This window comes from Paenacidovorax caeni (assembly GCF_001298675.1).
GTDB classification, from domain to species: Bacteria; Pseudomonadota; Gammaproteobacteria; order Burkholderiales; family Burkholderiaceae_C; genus Paenacidovorax; species Paenacidovorax caeni.
This window is the reverse complement of record NZ_CYIG01000007.1, coordinates 51,183-69,963: the sequence shown is the minus strand read 5'-3', so window position 1 is coordinate 69,963 and position 18,781 is coordinate 51,183. Positions and strand designations below refer to the sequence as shown.

The following is an 18,781-nucleotide window of genomic DNA, read 5'->3' as shown; positions in this document are numbered from 1 at the left end:
AGAAATGCTATCTACATCGGTCAAATGGATCCGCAACGACATGCGCGGAGCGCCCGTCATCAACGGCAACACGCCTGGGTGCCTGATCGCGGCGCTCGATGCGTTGCTGGTCACCGGCTGGGGCACAACCACGGCGCTCAGCGTCTCGGTCTCAGGCGGTATCGCTACGGCCACGGTCAATGCGGGCAGCAGCTTCGCAGAGCATGCTGTGGTGTGGGTCGATGGTGCGACGCCTTCCGCGCTCAATGGCGAGGCGCGCGTGCTGACAGCGAGCAACACGCAGATCACGTTCGCAACAACAGCCCCAGACGGCGTGGCCACGGGCGCGATCACGCTCAAATATGCCCCTGCAGGCTGGGAAAAGGTTGACACCAGAACCAACAAGGCCGTGTACCGCAGCACGGATGTGACTGGCGCACGCTTTTACCTGCGTGTCGATGACAGCAATGGCCTTTTCGCCAGAGTGCGCGGCTACGAGACCATGAGCGACATTGACACTGGCACCGGGCTTTTTCCACTCGATGCGCAAATCGCCACGGGTGGCGGCTACTGGCACAAGTCCACAGCAAGCAATACGACAGCAATCCCGTACCTGCTGGCTGCAGATGCAAAGCTGCTGCTGCAGGCTGTGTGTTTTGGCGTTGCGAACAGCGCAAACAACACCACAACAGCCGTTTTCGGCTTTGGCGAAGGTGTGGCACTCAATCCTGCGGGTGATGCCTTTGCTACTGTGTTGTCTGCGACGGGCAGCATCGGCAGCGGCCTCCAGTATGGCGGCCTGTCTGGTGCCTCCACCGACAGCGCCACCTCCGGCGCAGCTACCTTCGCACGCGGCTGGCAAGGGCTGGGTAGTGCGGTATATGCGCGCCCTGTGCCAGAGGGCGGGAACGTCACCATGCTATCCGGCAGCGATGGCACGCTAGGCATAGCCCCCGGGCGTGTAGATGGCGCAATCCGCATGGCGCGCATGATGCTCAAAGACCAGGCGACGAACGACTTGCGCGCCGTAGTGCCTGGCTGCCACTTTGTGCCGCAGGTGCTTGACAACACACCTTTCCCCACGCCCTTTGCTTTGAATGACGGCGCTGGGGCGCTGGCCGGGCGCAAGCTTGCGGCTGTGCCTGTCGGGCAATCTTCGGGCAGCCGCTCCGGCACCGCATTTGTCGATGTCACCGGCCCCTGGCGCTAAGGCGGGCGCATGAGCAGTCCCATCCTCCTACCGCTAGCGCGCCACGGCCTGCTGCAGTGTGCGCCTGGTGCGCAGTTCAGCGGCGTGCTACCACTGCCCCGGCCCAGCCGCTTGCCCCAAGACTACCGGCACACCAATCCCACGCTAGGCGTGATTGCTGACCGGGTGATGTTTCGCGCCTCGGCTGTATCGCCTGAGGCGCCATTTGTGTCTGGCCGGGTGTGGCTGCTGCGCGCGGCGGACGGCTTCAAAGCCTGGGAGGGCTACAGCGACGCTCAGGGCCACTACCGCGCCGAGGGCCTAGAGCTGGGTGTCTCCTACATCGCTGTGGCGATTGACCCTTGGGGCAACCACAAGACCGTGGGCGCTGGCCCGGTAGTAGCGCGGGAGGATGCATGACCATCAGCACCGCACACCGCGCCGCGCGCAATGCAGCATCCATCGCTATGGCTGATGCGGGCGCTGGCCCATCAAGCGTCAAAATTTACACCGAGCAGGGTGGGGTGCTGCTGGCGGTATGCCGCCTGGCCAAACCGTGCGGCACGATCAATGCGCAGGGCCGCATCGCGCTGCAGCAAGCGGCGCAGCAAGACCTGGTGCTTGCCACCGGCACGCCATCGTGGGGTGAGTGGTGCGACGGCAATGGCGTGCCGATTTTTGGCGCGGCCGTCACCGATGCCTGGGGCCCTGGGCCTTTCCAAATCAAGGGCACGCCCGAGGGTGGCCCATTCGTCATCTACGCGGGCGGCGTTGTGCCGCTGAGCGATACCGCGCTGTTGGGGTAGCCGTGTGGGTGACGCAAAACTCCTCTTCTTCGCGCCGCAGGACGGAACTGGCCGACTGGTTTTTGGCGACACCGGGGGTGGCGAGGTCATCCCTGATGCGCCGCTTGCCATCGATGCCGACTTGCCCGGCCTGGACTATGGCGGGCCGCTGGTGCTGCGCTTTGGCACGGGGCTGTCAATGGATGTCGATCTACCGGGCCTTGATGGCACGGTGGTGCTGGAGTGGGATGCCAACGTCAGCCGGGGCGGTGTGCGCGCCGAGCTGCAATCAGTCTGGCAGGAGGCTGCGCCTGCGGCCGCTGGTGCTTCGCTGCCTTGGCGGGAGTCCGCACCGCTGCGCGTGGCAGCCCAGGCGCGCTGGCAAGAGGCTACACCCCTGGCCACTGCCACCGCTACACGCTGGCAAGAGGGCGAGCGCCAGCGCACTGCCGTGGCCGTGCATTGGCAAGATGCGCAGCAGCTGGGCGGGGGTGTGGTGCTGGCCTGGAAAGAGGCGCAGCACCAGTGCACTGCCGTGGCCGTGCGCTGGCAAGACGGGCAGGGCCTGCGTGCGGCCGTGGCCGCCCACTGGCAGCAAATGCGGCCCCGGCGTGCCGCTGTGCTCACACACTGGCAAGAGGCTCAGCCGCTGCGCGCCGCCGTTGGCGAGCACTGGCGTGATGGGCAAAGGCTTAGCCTGGGCCTGCGCAGTCACTGGCAGGACGGTATGCGGCCCCCGCCTGGCATGTACGTGCCGTCGCAGCCGCCCAAGCGCCCCCCGTGCTACGACCCGGCAACGCTGGGGCGCCTTGTTTTCAATGAGCTGGCCACGGGCGATGGGCGGCTGGTCTTTGTGTGCGAGCGGGCTGGGCCGCCGCCGCACCCAGCTGACATCGTCGTGCCAGCGCGCAGGAGCTATGTCGTGATCAACAGTATCGAGATTCGCCGTGCCGACGACCTGAGCGGGCCGCCGCTGCCCAGTGAGAGCTTCAGCATGCAGCTCAACCGGCAGAGCTGGACGTGGACATTCAGCGCCACGTTCCATGCCTCGGCCCGCGATGCGGTGACTCCTCCCATGGGCCAGGCCGTGGAGATCGAGGTGCGGGTCAACGGCCAGCCGTTTCGGCTGCAGATCGAGCGCGCGCCGCGTAGCCGCCGCCTGCCGGAGCACGTCGTCACGACATCGGGGCGGGGTAAGGCGGCGGTGCTCGACCCACAGCGCGGCTTGGTTATGAACTTCGGCTCGGCGCTGGACCGCACTGCACACCAGCTCATGAGCGAGGTGCTCACTGTGAACGGCGTGGGTTTCGGCTGGAGCGTGGATTTTGGGCTGCAGGACTGGCTTGTGCCCGGGGGCGTCTGGATGCATCAGGGCTCCATGGTCAGCGCACTGGCCGACATCGCGGGCAGTGTGGGCGGCTACCTCCAGCCGCATGACACCGACAGCGTGATGCGCGTGCTCCCCCTGTGGCCCATGGAGTGGTGGCGCTGGCAGCAGGAGCTGGTGCCGCAGATCGAGCTGCCTGAGGGGTTCTCGGAGATCGATGAGACCGAGGTGCTCGACTTACCCGAATACAACCGCATCTTCGTGCACGGCGCGGCCGGTGGTGTGTTCGCGGATCTGACCCGGCCGGGCACGGCGGGCGACGTGCTCAAGCAGCCCATGGTGGTGCATCCCTTGATTACCACCATTGAGGCGGCCAAGGCCCGCGCCCGCGCTGAGCTGTCGGAGTCCGGCCTGATGCTGCGCCACAAGATGACGCTGCCGGTACTGCCCGCCACGGGTGTGATCAAGCCAGGCACGGTGCTGCGGTACTGGGATGACGTCTCGGTGCAGCGCCTGGGCATTGTGGATTCGACGGACATAACCCATGCATTCCCGGTGCTCACGCAATCGCTGGAGGTGCTCAGTCATGCCTAACCTTTTTTTGCAGCTCAAGGAGCTGCTGGCGCCTGGCCGGGTGCAGATCGCCACGGTGGTGTATTGCGCCAACGGCTCGACCATCGTGGAGCTGCCCGGTGCGGGCCAGGTGCGTGTGCGCGGCGAGGCTGCCGTGGGCGCAAAGGTGTTTATCCAGGATGGGGTGGTTCAGGGGCCTGCGCCTGATCTGCCGGTGTATGTCGATGTGATTTAAAAAAAGACAGGGCGAATGCTTGGGGTGCGTGAACACCCCTCGCAAACGTCTTTGCCGTGGGTGAGCACGGCATCAACCAGAGACCCTGCCACCTAGCTAGGCGGGTCGAATCATAGGTGATGCCGACATGAAAGAAGTGAGATGCGGGCGCTGCAGCAAGCTGCTGGCCCGCGCCGAAGGAATCGTAGAGATCAAGTGCCCGCGCTGCGGGTGCCTGAACCACTGGAGAGCCTGCACCGCTGATCGCAGCGGCCCGAGCCCCAAGCCAGAACGCCATGAGCGTCATTCAACAAGGAACCATGATGACGCAACTGAAAAGCCCATTGGCGTGGCTGGGCGGCAAGAGCCGCCTGGCCGACCGGATCATCGAGAGGATGCCGGATCGCCAGACCTACTGCGAGGTGTTCGCGGGCGCGGCCTGGGTGCTCTTTAAAAAGCCCGAAAGCAAAGTCGAGATCATCAACGACATCAACTCGGAACTCACCAACCTGTACAGGTGCGTCAAGTACCACCTGGGTGAGTTGGTAGCGCAGTTCCGCTGGATGCTGGTGTCGCGTGACGAGTTCGACCGCTTTCTCAAAACCCCTGCCGACACCCTCACAGACATCCAGCGCGCGGCCAGGTTCTTCTACCTTGCCAAGAGCAGCTTCGGCGCGCGCATCGTGCGCCCGACCTACGGGATCTCTGCCACCGGCGCGCCTCGGCTCAACCTGCTGCGGATCGAGGAAGATCTCAGCGAGGCCCATCTGCGGCTCGCCAGGGTGTTCATCGAGAACAAGCCCTACGACCAGGTCATCCAGCGCTTTGACAAGCCCGGCACCCTGTTCTACGTGGACCCGCCGTACTGGGACTGCGAGGGCGACTACGGGGAGGGCTTGTTCAGCCGGGAGGATTTTGGGCGCCTGGCGGGGCTGCTGGACGGCCTCAAGGGACGCTTCATCCTGAGCCTGAACGACACGCCGGGCGTGCGTGAGACCTTCGCCAACTTCCACATTGAGGCCGTGAAGACGCGCTACAGCATTAGCGGGGCCAAGAAACAGGAAGCGGCCGAGGTGCTGATCAGCAACTTCAAGCGGGTGGCGTAGTGGCAGACAACGGTAGTCTGGCACCGCTTGGCTTCGCGGCGCGACAGAGCGGTACTGGTGGCATCGCAAACCAACCGGAGATTCCCGCCATGTACGACGTGAAAAAACAAGCCCGCAGCGCCGCAGAAGCCTACAAGATGCGCCAGGCCAACATCACCATCCAGCTCGCCGCGCTGCTCGACGCGCAGCGCGCCCATGCAGGGGATGCGGCCAAGGAGCCACGCCACTGGGGCTATGCAGGGGATCTTGAAAGCGTTGAAGAGCTGCTCTCCAAGGCAGTCGAAGCGCTCGGCGGCAAGCCGGTGACGGCGTAAACCAGCGGCGGCCGAGGCCGCCTGCAACTTCAAAGGCCCGCGATGCGGGCCTTTTATCTCTCTGGGCCATGGCAAAAGTTATCCACAGCGCTGGTGCAGGCTTTAAAAGTGCGCCAAAGCCAGCGTTGAGAAGTGCCAAAGGCAGCGTTATTTAGTGCCAAAGCGCGCGGCGCGCCATTCGCCGTGGCCGGTGCCGCTCTGGCCACGGCCGCGGGGTACGCGGCACGCGCACGCAAACGCTGAAGTTGATTGACAATTGCTTGCGTTCGCACGGCCCATGCACGCCGCCTGTGCCGCGCACCGCAGGCATCATGATGCGGATACTTGCCGATCGGGGGAGTGCAACCGGCTGGCAGGCACTGCACCACAGCACTCGCCTTTCCAACCCATCGAGGAGAAAACCATGAAATACCTTCGCGCCATCGCCTTCGCTGCCCTCGCCGGCACCACCATCGTCACCGCCACCGGCTGCGCCGTGGCCCGTGACCAGCAAACCGTGGGCGCCTACGTGGACGACGCCGCCATCACCACGGCCGTGAAGGCCAAGCTGGTGGAAGACAAGACCGTGTCCGCCGGCGCGATCAGCGTCGAGACCCTGAACGGCACCGTGCAACTGTCGGGCTTTGCCAAGACCGTGGCCGAGAAGAACAAGGCCGAAAGCATCGCACGCAACACCAAGCACGTGCGCGAAGTGCGCAACAGCATCGTCGTGCGCCCCTGAGCTGGCCCGCCCTCCGGGCGGCAAGCCACACGCAAGCGCCCCTTCGGGGGCGCTTTTGCTTTTGGAGACTGTTTACGGCGCTCCCGCTCGGCAGCGTGCGCCGCCCCGGCAAGTTCAGCGCTGAACGGGCACCTGCGCCTGCAGCCGCTGCAGCACGGCGGGAGAGACCAACGCCTGCACGTCGCCGCCCAGCGTATGGATCTCGCGCACGAAGCTGCTGGAGAGGTGCGCAAAACGGTCGCTCGGCGTGAGGAAAACGGTTTCCACGTCGGGCATCAGGTGGCGGTTCATGCCCGCCAGTTGGCGCTCGTATTCAAAGTCGGTGACGCTGCGTACACCGCGCACCATGGCCTTGGCGCCGTGGGCACGCACGAAGTCGCGCACCAGGCCGTCGAAGCTCTCCACGCGCACCTGTGGAAATGGTCGAACCACCTCGCGCACCAGCGCCATGCGGTCGTCCAAACTGAACAGGGTTTTCTTGTGGTGGCCCACGGCCACGGCAACGATGACCTCGTCGAACAACTGGGCGGCACGCGCCACCAGGTCTTCATGGCCCAGCGTGATGGGGTCGAACGTGCCTGGATAGACGGCGATGACGTGGGGCATGGTGAATTCTTTTCTGAATAAAAAACGGCTCCAGCTCTTATAGGGAAAGCGCTGGCAGCTATCGAATCAATAGTTCACGAGACACGGTGCAGCAGGTGCGCGTGCACCGCGCCGGCTTTCAGATAGCGGTGCACGCGCAGGCCGCAGGCGGCCAGCGCCGCCTCGTCCCAGGCCGCTGGAGCTTCGAGGTAGACGTAGCCGTCGGCCGCCAGTGCCTGCGCGGCCGCCTGCAGCGCCGGGGCGAACAGCGCCAGGGCGTCGAACGGCGGGTCGAGCAGCACCAGGTGCAGGCTGCCCGGCGGCGCCTGGCGCAGCGCGGCCAGGCCGTCGCCCCGCTGCACGCGCACCTGCGTCGCCTGCAGGCGCTGCTGGTGCTGCTGCAGCGCGGCGGCCAATGCGGCATCCTGCTCCACCAACAGCACCGCGGCGGCGCCGCGCGAGGCAGCCTCCAGCCCGAGCGCACCGGTGCCCGCAAAAGCGTCAAGGCAATGCCAGCCGGTCAAGTCCTGCCCGAGCCAGTTGAACAAGGTCTCGCGCACACGGTCGGGCGTGGGGCGCAGGCCCGGACGGTCAGGCACCTTCAAGCGGGTGCGCTTCCACTGGCCGCCGATGATGCGCACCTCACCCGCACCCCGGGGCACTGGGACGGTGCGCGCCGTGCCAGGCCGGCTCACGGCTGGCCCCCGACGACCACGGTGGCCATGCGCTCAGGGTGCAGGTGGCGCTGCAGGGCAGCACGCACGTCGGCCACGGTGAGCGCCTGCACGCGCTGCGTCCAGTGCTCCAGGTAGTCCAGCGGCAGGCCATTCCAGGCAATGTTGCTGACGTTGCCCAGCAGCTTGCGGTTGCTGTCGATGCGCAGCGCGAAACCGCCGATCAGGTTGTCCTTGGCGGCCTGGAGCTCGGCCTCGGTCGGGCCGTCCTGCACGTAGCGCGCCAGGGTCTGCTGCGCCACCTGCAGGGCCTGGTCGGCCTGGTCGGGGCGGGTTTGCAGGGCCACGACGAAGCCGCCCACGTTCAGGCCGGGCGAGAAGTCGCTGTACACGCTGTAGCTCAGGCCGCGCTTTTCACGCACTTCTTCGGTCAGGCGCGACACCAGCCCACCACCGCCCAGGATGTGGTTGCCCACCAGCAGGGCGAGAAAGTCCGGGTCGCGCCGCGCGATGCCGAGCTGCCCGATGAGCACCTGCGCCTGCGCAGAGGGAAAGGCGATGCGCTGCACCTGGGGCTGCGCCAGCGGCGGCGCGTCAGGCACTGCGGGCAGCGGCGCGCAGTCCGCCGGGTCGCGCTCGGGCAGCAGCGCCAGCAGCGCGCGCACCAGCGCCTGGGCCTGGGCCCGGTCAAGCGCGCCGACGAGGCTCACGCGCGCGCGGCAGGCGGCGATGGCACGGGTGTGGAACGCCTGCAGATCGGCGACACCAATGCGCGCCAGGGTGTCTTCCTCCGGGCGCTGGCCATAGGGGTGGCTGCCGTACAGCGCGGTAGAAAAGGCCCTGGCCGCCACCGGGCCCGGGCGGGTGTACGACTCCTTGATGGCCGCGCTCCAGCGCGCGCGCTCACTCTCCCACACGGGTTCGGGCCAGCTCGGCTGGGCGATCTGGCGTGCGGCCAGGCGCGCGGCGCGTTGCAGCAGTGCGGGGTCGGTGAGCGAGCGCAGCGCATAGCTGTAGCTGTCACGGTCGGCATGCGCGCCAAAGCTCGCGCCCAGGTCAGCCCAGGCTTCGCCCAGCGCGTTCTCGTCGAGCGCTGGGGCATCGTCCTGGGCCCGCACCCCCTTGGCACTCATCAGCGCGGCGGCCTGCGCCAGCCCGGCCTGCGCGGCCGGGTCGCGGCGGCTACCGGCGTCAAAGGCGATCTGCACGTCCACCATGGGGATACCCGGGCTATTGACCAGCCAGACCTGCGCGCCGCTGGGCTCGCGCCAATGCTCGATGGGCAGCAGCGCCCACGCAGATTGCGAGGAAAAAAGCCATCCAACGCACACCAGGAAAGCGCTAGCAGCTCTCTTTTTAATAGCATTCATAATTTCTCTCGGTGATCCCTGGCCCTATGCTCCGCCCGCAGCGCACAAAACCGGCGCGGCCCAAGGGCGGGCAGCCGCGCAAGGGCTGCCCCGCCGCGCTGGCTGCGTCCCCCTCCCGGAGCACACAGCGCGCAGAGAGAGGAGGAAGGCGCCAAAGGCGACTCAGGGGGTGCTTCATATTTCAGTGCAGTCGTGCGCCAGGGGCAGGGGCGGGACGGGGTGGCTTGCCGTCAAGCGGCTGAGGCCGCAGCGTGGCCACGGTGAGGGCGTCGTCGCCGAAATAGCGCGCTGCCACGTCCTGCACCTGCTGCGGCGTGATGGTGCGCAGCTGGGCCAGCAAGCGGTCCTCGGCGTCCAGCGGCATGCCCAGCACCCAGTAGCTGCCCAGTTGCTGCGCCTGGTTCATGACCGAGTCGCGCTCGTAGATGTTCGAGGCCATCCATTGCGTCTTCACGCGCTCCAGCTCGGCGGGGTCCACGCCGTCCTGGGCGATGCGCGCCACCTGCGCGCGCAGGGCGTGCTCCACGGCTTCGGCGCTCTGCCCGGCGGCCGGTACGCCGGTGAGCAGGAACAGCCCGGGGCCACGCCCCAGCACCGAAGCGCCGCTGTTGGCACTGTCGGCCACGCGGCTGGCGCCCTGGGTCAGCGCACGCTCCAGGCGCGCGCCGTCGTAGCCACTGAGCACGGCCGAGAGCACCAGCAAGGCCAAGGCATCGCGGTCCTGCGCGGTCATGCCCTCGTCCACGCGGGCGATGCGCGGCACATGGAAGGCCAGCGCCACGTAAGCCTGTTCGGCAGGGGCCTTGACCTCGACGCGCCGGATACCGCGCTGCGCGGGCTCAGGGCGCGGCTTGCGCACCGGCAGGGCACGCGCCGCAATGCTGCCGTAGGTCTTCTCGGCCCAGGCACGCACCTGCGCCGCGTCCACGTCGCCGGCCACCACCACCACGGCGTTGCCGGGCACGTACCACTGGCGGTGGAACGCACGCACGTCATCAGGGGTCAGCGCGTCGAGGTCGCCCATCCAGCCAATGATGGGGCGATGGTACGGAAAGGCCACGTAGCTGGCCGCGTAGAGCTGCTCCATCAGCAGGGCGCGCGGATTGTCCTCGGTGCGCATGCGGCGCTCTTCCTTGATGACCTCGATCTCTTTCGTGAACTCGGCGTCGGGCCACTGGTTGTGGGCGAAACGGTCGGCCTCAAGCTGCATCACCTCCTGCAGGCGTGACGCGGGGATCTGTTGGTAATAGCCGGTGTAGTCCCAGCTGGTGAAGGCGTTCTCCTGCCCGCCCAGCGCAGCCACACGGCGCGAGAACTCGCCGGGCCGCAGGCGCTTGGAGCCCTTGAACATCATGTGCTCCAGCGCATGGGCCACGCCCGAGGTGCCGTCCACCTCGTCCATGGCACCGACACGTACCCAGACCATGTGCACCGCCGTGGGCGCACGCCGGTCGGGCTGCACGATGAGCTGCATGCCGTTCTTCAGCGTGAACTGCTGCGCGGCACTGGAGACGGCCGCAGGAACGGGGGAAACGGGGGCTGCGGCCTGCGCCAGCGCAGGCGGGCACGCCAGGCAGGCGGCCAGGGCAGCGGGGGCCAGGAGGGTCAATGCGCGTTTCATAGAATGCAGGATTCTAAGAACTCGCCAATGTTCAGCTTTTTCAAGAAAAAACCTGCGGCTCCCACGCCCCCACTGCCCGCCGACACCCCGGCCACGGTAGCGCCAACTCCTGCGGCTGCTCCCGCAGCACCGGCCATGCCGCCCGGTGCCCCCGAACCCGCACCCAAACCCGAGGCCGCCGGTGCGCGCCAGGGCTGGATGGAGCGCCTGCGCACAGGCCTGCGCAAGACCGGCGGCAGCATCGCCACCGTCTTCACCGGCACCAAGATCGACGAAGCGCTGTACGAAGAGCTCGAGGACGCGCTGCTGATGGCCGACACCGGCGTGCGCGCCACGCAGCACCTGCTGGCCGACCTCAAGCGCCGCGTCAAGGAGACCAAGACCACCGAGCCCGCCGCCGTCAAGGCGCTGCTGGCCGACGCGCTGGCCGACCTGCTGCGTCCGCTGGAAAAGCCGCTGGTGATCGGGGCACAGGCGCCCACCGTCATCATGGTGGCGGGCGTCAACGGCGCGGGCAAGACGACGTCCATCGGCAAGCTCACGCGGCACCTGGCCGAGCATGGCCAGAGCGTGCTGCTGGCGGCGGCCGACACCTTCCGCGCAGCGGCGCGCGAGCAGCTTGGCGTTTGGGCCACGCGCAACACGGTGGAGATCGTCAGCCAGGATGGCGGCGACCCGGCCGCCGTGAGCTTTGACGCCGTCTCGGCCGGCAAGGCACGCGGCAAGGACGTGGTGCTGGTCGATACCGCCGGGCGCCTGCCCACGCAGCTGCACCTGATGGAAGAGCTGAAAAAGATCAAGCGTGTGGTCACCAAGGCCGACGCCTCGGCACCACACGAGGTGCTGCTGGTGATCGACGGCAACACCGGCCAGAATGCCCTGGCCCAGGTGCGTGCGTTTGACGACGCGCTGCAGCTCACTGGCCTGGTGGTCACGAAGCTCGACGGCACGGCCAAGGGCGGCGTGCTGGCCGCCATCGCGCAGGAGCGCCCCGTGCCCGTGTACTTCATCGGTGTGGGTGAGAAGGTGGAAGACCTCGAAACCTTTAACGCGCGCGAATTCGCGCAAGCCCTGCTGGCGTAAACACCGGCAAACCAGGCGATGCCATGCTCCTCGAACTGGTTCAAGGCGTAGCCCTGCTGCTTGCGCTGTGCTTTCTGTACAGCGTGAACATTCGCCTGCTGCGGCGCCAGCCAACGCTGCAGCAGCTGCTGTCGGGGCTGCTCTTCGGCGCCATCTGCGTCGTGGGCATGCTCAAGCCGCTGCAATTGGCGCCCGGCGTCATCATCGACGCGCGCTCGGTCGTCCTGAGTATGGCGACCCTGTTCGGCGGCCCCTGGGCTGCCGCCATCTCCACGGCCATGGCCGCCGCCATGCGCCTGGCGCTGGGGGGGGCGGGCGTGGGCATCGGTCTGCTGGTGATCGTCTGGTGCAGCGCCGCCGGCCTGGCGTACCGCCATGCGCTGCGGCGTGGCCGGGTGCATGCGCGCCCGCTGGCGCTGCTGGCCTTCGGACTGCTGCTGCACCTGTCGGTGCTGGGCATGTTCCAAGGGCTGGAGCCCGCGGCCGTGGCACGCGTCAACAGCCAGCTGGCCCTGCCCTACCTGCTGGTGTTCGGCCCGGCCACCATGTTCCTGGGCTGGCTGCTGCAGGACGTTCAGCGGCGCCTGCACACCGAATCGGCCCTGGCCGACAGCGTGGCACGGCTGCAGGCCATCACGCAGTCGATTCCCGACCCGGTGCTGGTGATCGACGACCAGGGCCACTACCTGGAAATACTGTCCCCGGACGAAACCCAACTGATCGCTCCCGCGGCAGACCTTCTGGGCAAGCGCGTCACCGATGTGCTGCCTGCGGATCTGGCGGAGCGCGTCATGGGGCATATCCGCGATTGCCTGCGCACAGGCAAGCCCGCGAGCTTCACCTACCAGCTTCAGGCCCTGGGCGGACCCAGCCACTTCGAGGGCCGCTGCCAGCCCCTGGCTACGCTGGTGCATGGCCGCCAGGCCGTCGTGCTCCTGGTTCACGACCGCACCGAGTACGTGCAGGCCGAGGCAGCATTGCAAGAATCGGAACAGCGCCTGCGCACCCTGCTGCGCGACATCCCCTCAATCTCGGTACAGGGCTACCTGGCCGATGGCACGGTGACCTATTGGAACAAGGCCTCGGAGCAGCTGTACGGCTACCTGGCCAACGAGGCGCTGGGACAAAGCATCTTCGACCTGATCGTTCCACCCGCCGCGCAGGCCGATGCACGCAACGACGTCGCGCAGATGTTTGCCACAGGGACACCCACACCAGCCTGCGAACTGCACCTGCGGCACAAGAACGGCGCCGGGGTGGACGTGTTCTCCAGCCACGCCTACGTGCATGTGCCGGGGCGCCCGCCGGAGCTGTTTTGCCTGGATGTGGACATCTCCAGCCGCAAGGCCGCCGAGGAACGCGCGCGCTACCTCGCCCTGTACGACGCTCTCACCGGCCTGCCCAACCGCCGCCTGCTGCGCGACCGGCTGGAGCAAGTGCTGTCGGGCAACCTCCGCACCAACCAGTGTGCCGCCGTGCTCCAGCTCGACCTGGACCACTTCAAAACGCTCAACGACAGCCAGGGCCACGTGGCGGGCGACCAACTGCTGGTCGAAGTGGCGCGGCGCCTGCAGGCCAGCGTGCAGGCGGACGACACCGTGGCCCGGCTGGGCGGTGACGAATTCGTGGTGCTGCTGCACAACCTCGGCACCGACCCTTTCCAGGCCGCGGCCCAGGTGCGCGCGCTGGGCGACAAAATCCTGCAGCGGCTGCGCCAGCCCTGCCAGCTCGGCGCGCAGGAGCACCACTCCACCGCCAGCATGGGCGCCACCATGGTCCATGCCGCACCCTGCTCGGCCGAGGAGCTGCTCAAGCAGGCCGACCTGGCCCTGTACCGTGCCAAGGAGGAAGGCCGCAATACGCTGCGCTTCTTCGACCCCGTGATGCAAGCCGCCGTGAACCAGCGCCTGCAGCTGCAGGCCGAACTGCACAAGGCGCTGCGCCAGGGCGAGCTGGCCCTGTTCTACCAGCCACAGGTCGATGCGCAGGGTCGCATCGTCGGGGCCGAGGCGCTGCTGCGCTGGCACCACCCTGAGAAGGGCCTGGTGGCACCAGGCCTGTTCATCCCGTTGGCGGAAGAAACCGGGCAGATCCTGGCGCTGGGCCGCTGGGTACTGGAGACGGCGCTGCGCCAACAAGGACAGTGGCGCCAGGACCCGGTGCTGGCAGCGCTGAACCTGTCGATCAACGTCAGCGCGCGCCAGTTCCGCCAGGCCGAGTTCGTGGCCGAGCTGCGCGAGCTGCTGCTGGCCAGCGGTGCCGATCCGCGGCGCATCAAGCTGGAGCTGACCGAAAGCCTGCTGCTACAGGACGTGGAACAGGTGATCGCCATCATGCAGGCGCTGCGCAGCCTGGGGCTGGGGTTGTCGCTGGACGACTTCGGCACCGGCTACTCCAGTCTGGGCTACCTCAAGCGGCTGCCGCTGGACCAGGTGAAGATCGACCAAGGCTTTGTGCGCGGCATGCTGCAGGACGAGAAGGACGCCGCCATCGCCCACAGCATCATCGCGCTGGCGCACCGCCTCGGCCTGGGCGTGGTGGCCGAGGGCGTGGAGACCGAGGCGCACCATCGCTTCCTGCTGGCACAGGGATGCCGGGACTTCCAGGGCTATTTATTCGGGCGCCCCGAACCACTGGCTGACTTCGAGCAGCGGGCGAAGGCAACGGCCTGATTCAACTTTTCGCACGGGCGGCCGATAAAGAAGAAATCGGTCAATGGAGCCCTGCCATGAAAATCGCCGCATCCACGCTGCAGGCGCAAGCCCAGCACAGCGCCACACGCACCCACACACAAAGCGAGCGGCTTGAACTGCGGGTGGGCAACACCACCCTCAGCAGCACCAGCAGCCGCAGCAGCACGCAAGCCAGCCTGGGCGCCGCAAGCCTGGTGCAGATGCGGGCCCAAGACACCCCGCCAGCGGGTGTGACCGTGGCCCCGAGCCTGCGCGCGGCGGCACAGCGCGGGGCACAGCAGGCACCCGCCTCGGCCACCGAGCGCTCCGCGGGGGCCGACGACTTCGAGAATCTCACCCCGCACCTGAGCATGGTGCGCGACCTCATCGCGCGCATGACCGGCGTGCAGGCCCAAAGCGTGCGGCTGTCGGTGTCCCAGGAGTCCACCGCCGTCAACATGGCAGCCAGTACGGATGCGAACACCCGCTTGGCGCTGCGCTACGAACAGCATGAGGTGCTGGAGGAAACCGAGTCCACCCAGTACGCCACCGAGGGCGTGGTGCGCACGGCCGACGGGCAGGAAATCCGCTTCAACCTGCAGCTCAGCATGCAGCGCAGCTACCGTGAGGAATCGCACCTGCTGCTGCGCATGGGCAGCGACGCACAGGCCATCGACCCGCTGGTCATCAACTTCGACGGCACGGCCGCCGAGCTGCAGAGCGTGCGCTTCGCCTTCGACCTGAACGGCGACGGCCAGACCGAGCAAGTGCCACTGCTGTCGGGCAACCGGGGCTACCTGGCACTGGATCGCAACAGCAACCAGCGCATCGACAGCGGCCTCGAACTGTTCGGCCCGGCGACCGGCAACGGCTACACCGAACTGGCGCGCCACGACGACGACGGCAACGGCTGGATCGACGAAAACGACGCCGTATTCTCCCAGCTCAAGGTGTGGGTGCCCGAGGCCGAAGGCGCGGGACGGCTGATGTCGCTCAAGGAAGCGGGTGTGGGCGCACTCTCGCTGGCTGCCACGCAAACGCCGTTCGCGCTACGCACCCGCGGCAACGACCCGCTGGGCATGGTGCGCAGCACCAGCGCCTACCTGCGCGAAGACGGCGGCGCAGGCACGATGCAGCAGATCGACCTGGCGGTTTGACATGCCGCCCCTGGTGAGCCCCCATCCCTTCGGTAGACCGAAGCATCGATGGGCGCAACCTGTTTCTGGCACAGGCCAAAGGCCATGGCCAACCCGTTGACTGGCCAGCGCCGTCCCTGCGCTGCTGGCTCGGAATGAGCGCGCCCGCCAGCAGCAAAAAGCTTCTATTTTTATAGCTACTCGCGCTTGCTGGATAAGCGCTAGCGGCCAATTTCACCATATACCCGATACGGGTGGCACCGCACCGCAGAGCAGGCCCGCGCAGACCCTGTCCACGGTCACGCCGCGTTGCAGCCGCCTCCCGGAAAGCGCGAACTCACTGGGGATCGAAGTCCAGCTGGTAGTTCTGTGGTCCGCGCTGCGCAATCTTCAGCGCCCCCACACGGTTGCCCAACTGCGCGCACTGCTCCAGCGGCCAGCCCTGCTCCAGGCCATAGAGCAACGCGCCGCGCCATGCGTCGCCACACCCCGTGGGATCGACCACGGCCGCTGGCGCCACAGGAGGTACCAGCGTCTTGGCTCCGTCCGTCCAGACCTCGCAGCCCTCACCGCCCAGCGTCACGACCAGGCCACGCACCTTGCGCGACAGGGTTTCCAGGCTCCAGCCGGTGCGTTCGCACAGCATCTTGCCTTCGTAGTCGTTGACGGTGATCCAGCTGGCCTGGGCAACGAAAGCCGCCAGCTCGTCACCGTTGAACATGGGCAGCCCCTGCCCCGGGTCGAAAACGAAGGGGATGCCGGCGGCATGGCACTGCGCAGCGTGCTCCAGCATCGCGTCACGCCCATCGGGGGCGATGATGGCCAGGCGCGCGCCCATGCCAGCATCGATGCGCTGGCTGTGCGCCTGCATCATGGCGCCGGGGTGGAAAGCCGTGATCTGGTTGTTGTCACGGTCGGTCATGATCATCGCCTGGGCGGTATAGGTGTCCTGCGCCAGCCCGACGTGGCGGGTGCTGATGCCCAGGTTTTGCAGGCGCTTCAGGTAGTCGCCGCCATCGTTGCCCAGCATGGCCATGGGCAGGGGCTCACCGCCCAGCAGCTTGAGGCTGTAGGCGATGTTGCCCGCGCATCCACCGAAATCGCGGCGCAGCTGCGGCACCAGGAACGAGACGTTCAGGATGTGCAGCTGGTCGGGCAGGATCTGCTCGGCAAAGCGCCCCTCGAAGGTCATGATGGTGTCGAACGCCAGGGATCCGCAAATCAACGCTGCCATTTTTTGTGTGTCCAGTGAATGAAAAATCAGGGATAGAACGCCAGCACGCGGTAGCCCGACAGGCGCAGCGCAGGCCCGGCCAGCACCACCATGGTCTGGCCGCTCCACTCGCCATGCGCCGCCAGCTCCACCGGCGCACCCAGCTCGGCAGGGAACAACACGCGGCGTAGCACGGGCTGATCCTGCGCATCGGTCAGGGTCAGTTCGACAGCGGGCATCGCCACGGCAGCGCCAGAGAGGTTTTTCAGGGCCAGCGTCAATTGGTAGGAGTCGCCGCGCCCGGCCTTGACGAAGCCAGAGCTGTCGATCGCCACGGCAGCAATGCGCTGGTCCGGGCCGATCGTGCAGCCAAGCCATGCACAGGCCTGCTCCAGCCAGGGCCGCAGTTGCGGCTGGGCAGCAGCCAGCGCATTGCGCTGGTGCACCGCCATTTGCAGCGCCAGCCCGGCCACCGCCACCAGGCCCAGCAACAGCAGGAAGAGACGCACGCCCGTGCTGTGCCAGAACGCCCGCCGCCGCGCCGCGCGCACGAAACCGGGCTCAGGGGGAAGCTCCCCGCCCACATCTTGCCCATCGCTCTCGGACTGGGGCGGTGCCTCAGCAGGTGCTGAAGCAGCCTCAGACGCGGCTGGGGGCTCGGTGGCAGGTGCGGCATCGCTGGCCGGTTCGCTGGTCAGCTCGCTGGGAACGGCGGCGCAGGCTTCTTGCGGTATCTCCTGCGCCGAGGGCTCCACGGGCAGAGGTGCAGAGAATGCCTGCGCCTCCTTGGTAGACGCCTGTGTCCCATCACTGCCCTCGGCTGCGTCCGGCACTTCGGGTGCCAGCGCAACGACCTCCGCGGGAAGCACATCGGCCTCGGCCTGCGGAGGCTCAGCAGGCTCGGCCTCGGCCACGGCGACAGCCACGGGAGACGGTGCGGGCGCCGCAAGAAAAGCAGGGACTACCGGATCGGGAACCTCCAGCACGGGGGCGATGGGCTCGTGTGTGGGAGCCGGGGGAGCGTCATGCGCGGGGGGGCCTTCGAGCGGTAAATCCGGCAGCAGCGGCGGCACGACGATGGCCTGCATATGGGCCGAGGCGTCAAAGATTTCCTTGCACTGGCCGCAGCGCACCCAGCCTTCGGAAATGCGCAGCTGGTCAGCAACAACCTTGAACTTGGTTCCGCAGGAGGGGCAGCAGGTGATCTGGCTCATCGGCTCGGCATTGTAAGAACGTGGTCACGATCTAAGAACCACCCCGAGCGCGGCTAGCGCACCGCCGTCATCAGGATCCAGCCATCCTCACGGTCAGCCACCTCAAGCCGTAGCCAGGGCGCGTAGGCCTGCTGCAGTTCCTCAGCCTGCCGCTCCAGAATCCCGGCCAGCACCAGGTGACCGCCCTGCGCCACGTGGGCGCACAGCAGCGGCGCCAGCACCTTGAGGGGCGTGGCCAGGATATTGGCCAGTACGGTCTGGTACAGCCCCTGGGCCTGCTCGGGCAGTCCGGCGTGCAGCTGCACGCCATTGGCTTGCGCATTGAGCCGGGTGGACTCCACAGCAGCAGGGTCGATATCAACCGCGTCGATGTCCACGGCACCGTGCTTGGCGGCGCCAATGGCCAGGATGCCCGAGCCGCAGCCATAGTCCAGCACGCGCCCCAGCCCCTGGGTGCCACTCTGACGTGCGATCCAGCGCAGGCACATGCGCGTGGTGGGGTGCGTGCCCGTGCCAAAGGCCAGGCCCGGGTCGAGACGGATACTGGTGCGCGCCTGGGGTGGCAGGTCGTGCCAGGTCGGCACGATCCAGAAGTCTGGCGTGATCTCCACCGGGGCGAACTGTGACTGCGTCAGGCGCACCCAGTCCTGGTCCGCCACCGGGGCGATACCCAGCACCTCGCAGCCAGCGAAGAATTCCTGGGCTTGCAGGAGCCGCTGCGCTTCCTCGGCCCCCTCGCGGGCGACAAACAGGGCGACGATGCGGCTGCGCTGCCAGCCTTCGCGCGGCGGCGGCATGCCGGGCTCGCCGAACAGGGCCTGTTCCGCCTCGGTCTGCGCGTCGGCGTCTTCCACCGACACGCTCAGGGCATCCAGAGCGTCCAGGGCGTCGCTCAGGTCTTCCACCCTGTCTTCTGGACACAGCAGGCTCAATTCAAACATCGGCAGCTCCGGAAAAAACGAAAAGCTGGCCTGTGCGCAAACGCGCAGGCCAGCGGGGCCATGG

The 18,781-nt window shown here is 67.3% G+C and carries 19 protein-coding genes; 12 read left to right on the top strand and 7 right to left on the bottom strand.

Features of this window, described 5'->3' with window-relative positions; translation table 11 throughout:
- The first annotated feature begins 4 nt into the window (after positions 1-4).
- The 9 genes from BN2503_RS04400 (at position 5) to BN2503_RS04365 (ending at position 6,208) form a co-directional block, all read left to right on the top strand.
- Entirely contained in the window at positions 5-1,189 is a 1,185-nt protein-coding gene (locus tag BN2503_RS04400; protein WP_054255433.1) for a hypothetical protein, read from the top strand.
- A gap of 9 nt (positions 1,190-1,198) precedes the next feature.
- Positions 1,199-1,588 carry a hypothetical protein gene (locus BN2503_RS04395; RefSeq protein WP_054255432.1) on the top strand — a complete coding sequence of 130 codons (390 nt, stop codon included), beginning with the start codon at positions 1,199-1,201 and terminating at the stop codon, positions 1,586-1,588.
- Positions 1,585-1,974 (top strand): hypothetical protein, encoded by a 390-nt coding sequence (locus tag BN2503_RS04390; RefSeq protein ID WP_054255431.1) that lies wholly within the window; start codon positions 1,585-1,587, stop codon positions 1,972-1,974. The genes BN2503_RS04395 and BN2503_RS04390 overlap by 4 nt, the downstream gene beginning before the upstream one ends.
- A 4-nt stretch (positions 1,975-1,978) precedes the next feature.
- Entirely contained in the window at positions 1,979-3,874 is a 1,896-nt protein-coding gene (locus BN2503_RS04385; protein WP_054255430.1) for a hypothetical protein, read from the top strand.
- Entirely contained in the window at positions 3,867-4,088 is a 222-nt protein-coding gene (locus BN2503_RS04380; protein WP_054255429.1) for a hypothetical protein, read from the top strand. Before BN2503_RS04385 ends, BN2503_RS04380 begins: the two co-directional genes overlap by 8 nt.
- Positions 4,089-4,215: 127 nt before the next feature.
- On the top strand, positions 4,216-4,521 hold the full coding sequence (locus BN2503_RS20835) for a Com family DNA-binding transcriptional regulator (protein WP_074930018.1): 306 nt from the start codon (positions 4,216-4,218) through the stop codon (positions 4,519-4,521).
- A complete protein-coding gene (locus BN2503_RS04375; RefSeq protein WP_233495011.1) occupies positions 4,412-5,173 on the top strand; it encodes a DNA adenine methylase in 762 nt (253 codons plus the stop codon). Before BN2503_RS20835 ends, BN2503_RS04375 begins: the two co-directional genes overlap by 110 nt.
- A gap of 89 nt (positions 5,174-5,262) precedes the next feature.
- Positions 5,263-5,487, top strand: a complete 225-nt coding sequence (locus BN2503_RS04370; protein ID WP_054255428.1) for a hypothetical protein — start codon at positions 5,263-5,265, stop codon at positions 5,485-5,487.
- A gap of 403 nt (positions 5,488-5,890) precedes the next feature.
- The gene (locus tag BN2503_RS04365; protein WP_054255427.1) at positions 5,891-6,208 is read left to right on the top strand and encodes a BON domain-containing protein; all 318 of its coding nucleotides are present in this window, start codon (positions 5,891-5,893) and stop codon (positions 6,206-6,208) included.
- Positions 6,209-6,322: 114 nt separating this feature from the next.
- Here BN2503_RS04365 and coaD read toward each other — a convergent pair whose 3' ends face one another.
- The 4 genes from coaD to BN2503_RS04345 all read right to left on the bottom strand — a co-directional run bounded on the left by coaD (position 6,323) and on the right by BN2503_RS04345 (position 10,458).
- Positions 6,323-6,814, bottom strand: a complete 492-nt coding sequence (coaD, locus tag BN2503_RS04360) for a pantetheine-phosphate adenylyltransferase (protein ID WP_054255426.1) — start codon at positions 6,812-6,814, stop codon at positions 6,323-6,325.
- Positions 6,815-6,888: 74 nt separating this feature from the next.
- Positions 6,889-7,488, bottom strand: a complete 600-nt coding sequence (rsmD, locus tag BN2503_RS04355; RefSeq protein ID WP_054255425.1) for a 16S rRNA (guanine(966)-N(2))-methyltransferase RsmD — start codon at positions 7,486-7,488, stop codon at positions 6,889-6,891.
- A complete protein-coding gene (locus tag BN2503_RS04350) occupies positions 7,485-8,837 on the bottom strand; it encodes a M16 family metallopeptidase (RefSeq protein ID WP_054255424.1) in 1,353 nt (450 codons plus the stop codon). Before BN2503_RS04350 ends, rsmD begins: the two co-directional genes overlap by 4 nt.
- Positions 8,838-9,018: 181 nt before the next feature.
- Positions 9,019-10,458, bottom strand: coding sequence for a M16 family metallopeptidase (locus BN2503_RS04345; RefSeq protein WP_054255423.1), 1,440 nt, complete (start codon positions 10,456-10,458; stop codon positions 9,019-9,021).
- Positions 10,459-10,485: 27 nt separating this feature from the next.
- Between BN2503_RS04345 and ftsY the strand changes: the two genes are divergently transcribed.
- Genes ftsY through BN2503_RS04330 form a run of 3 tightly spaced genes read left to right on the top strand, consistent with a single transcriptional unit; the run spans position 10,486 to position 15,370 of the window.
- The gene (gene ftsY / locus BN2503_RS04340) at positions 10,486-11,541 is read left to right on the top strand and encodes a signal recognition particle-docking protein FtsY (protein ID WP_054255422.1); all 1,056 of its coding nucleotides are present in this window, start codon (positions 10,486-10,488) and stop codon (positions 11,539-11,541) included.
- Positions 11,542-11,564: 23 nt separating this feature from the next.
- The gene (locus BN2503_RS04335; protein WP_054255421.1) at positions 11,565-14,213 is read left to right on the top strand and encodes an EAL domain-containing protein; all 2,649 of its coding nucleotides are present in this window, start codon (positions 11,565-11,567) and stop codon (positions 14,211-14,213) included.
- Between the two features lie 56 nt (positions 14,214-14,269).
- Positions 14,270-15,370, top strand: a complete 1,101-nt coding sequence (locus tag BN2503_RS04330; RefSeq protein WP_054255420.1) for an SPM autocatalytic domain-containing protein — start codon at positions 14,270-14,272, stop codon at positions 15,368-15,370.
- A gap of 316 nt (positions 15,371-15,686) precedes the next feature.
- On the opposite strand, the gene BN2503_RS04325 is transcribed toward BN2503_RS04330, so the two are convergent.
- Genes BN2503_RS04325 through prmA form a run of 3 tightly spaced genes read right to left on the bottom strand, consistent with a single transcriptional unit; the run spans position 15,687 to position 18,717 of the window.
- Positions 15,687-16,583 carry a carbohydrate kinase family protein gene (locus BN2503_RS04325; RefSeq protein WP_054255419.1) on the bottom strand — a complete coding sequence of 299 codons (897 nt, stop codon included), beginning with the start codon at positions 16,581-16,583 and terminating at the stop codon, positions 15,687-15,689.
- Positions 16,584-16,609: 26 nt separating this feature from the next.
- Positions 16,610-17,776 (bottom strand): zinc-ribbon and DUF3426 domain-containing protein, encoded by a 1,167-nt coding sequence (locus BN2503_RS04320; RefSeq protein ID WP_054255418.1) that lies wholly within the window; start codon positions 17,774-17,776, stop codon positions 16,610-16,612.
- Between the two features lie 53 nt (positions 17,777-17,829).
- On the bottom strand, positions 17,830-18,717 hold the full coding sequence (prmA, locus tag BN2503_RS04315; RefSeq protein ID WP_054255417.1) for a 50S ribosomal protein L11 methyltransferase: 888 nt from the start codon (positions 18,715-18,717) through the stop codon (positions 17,830-17,832).
- Positions 18,718-18,781: the final 64 nt, after the last annotated feature.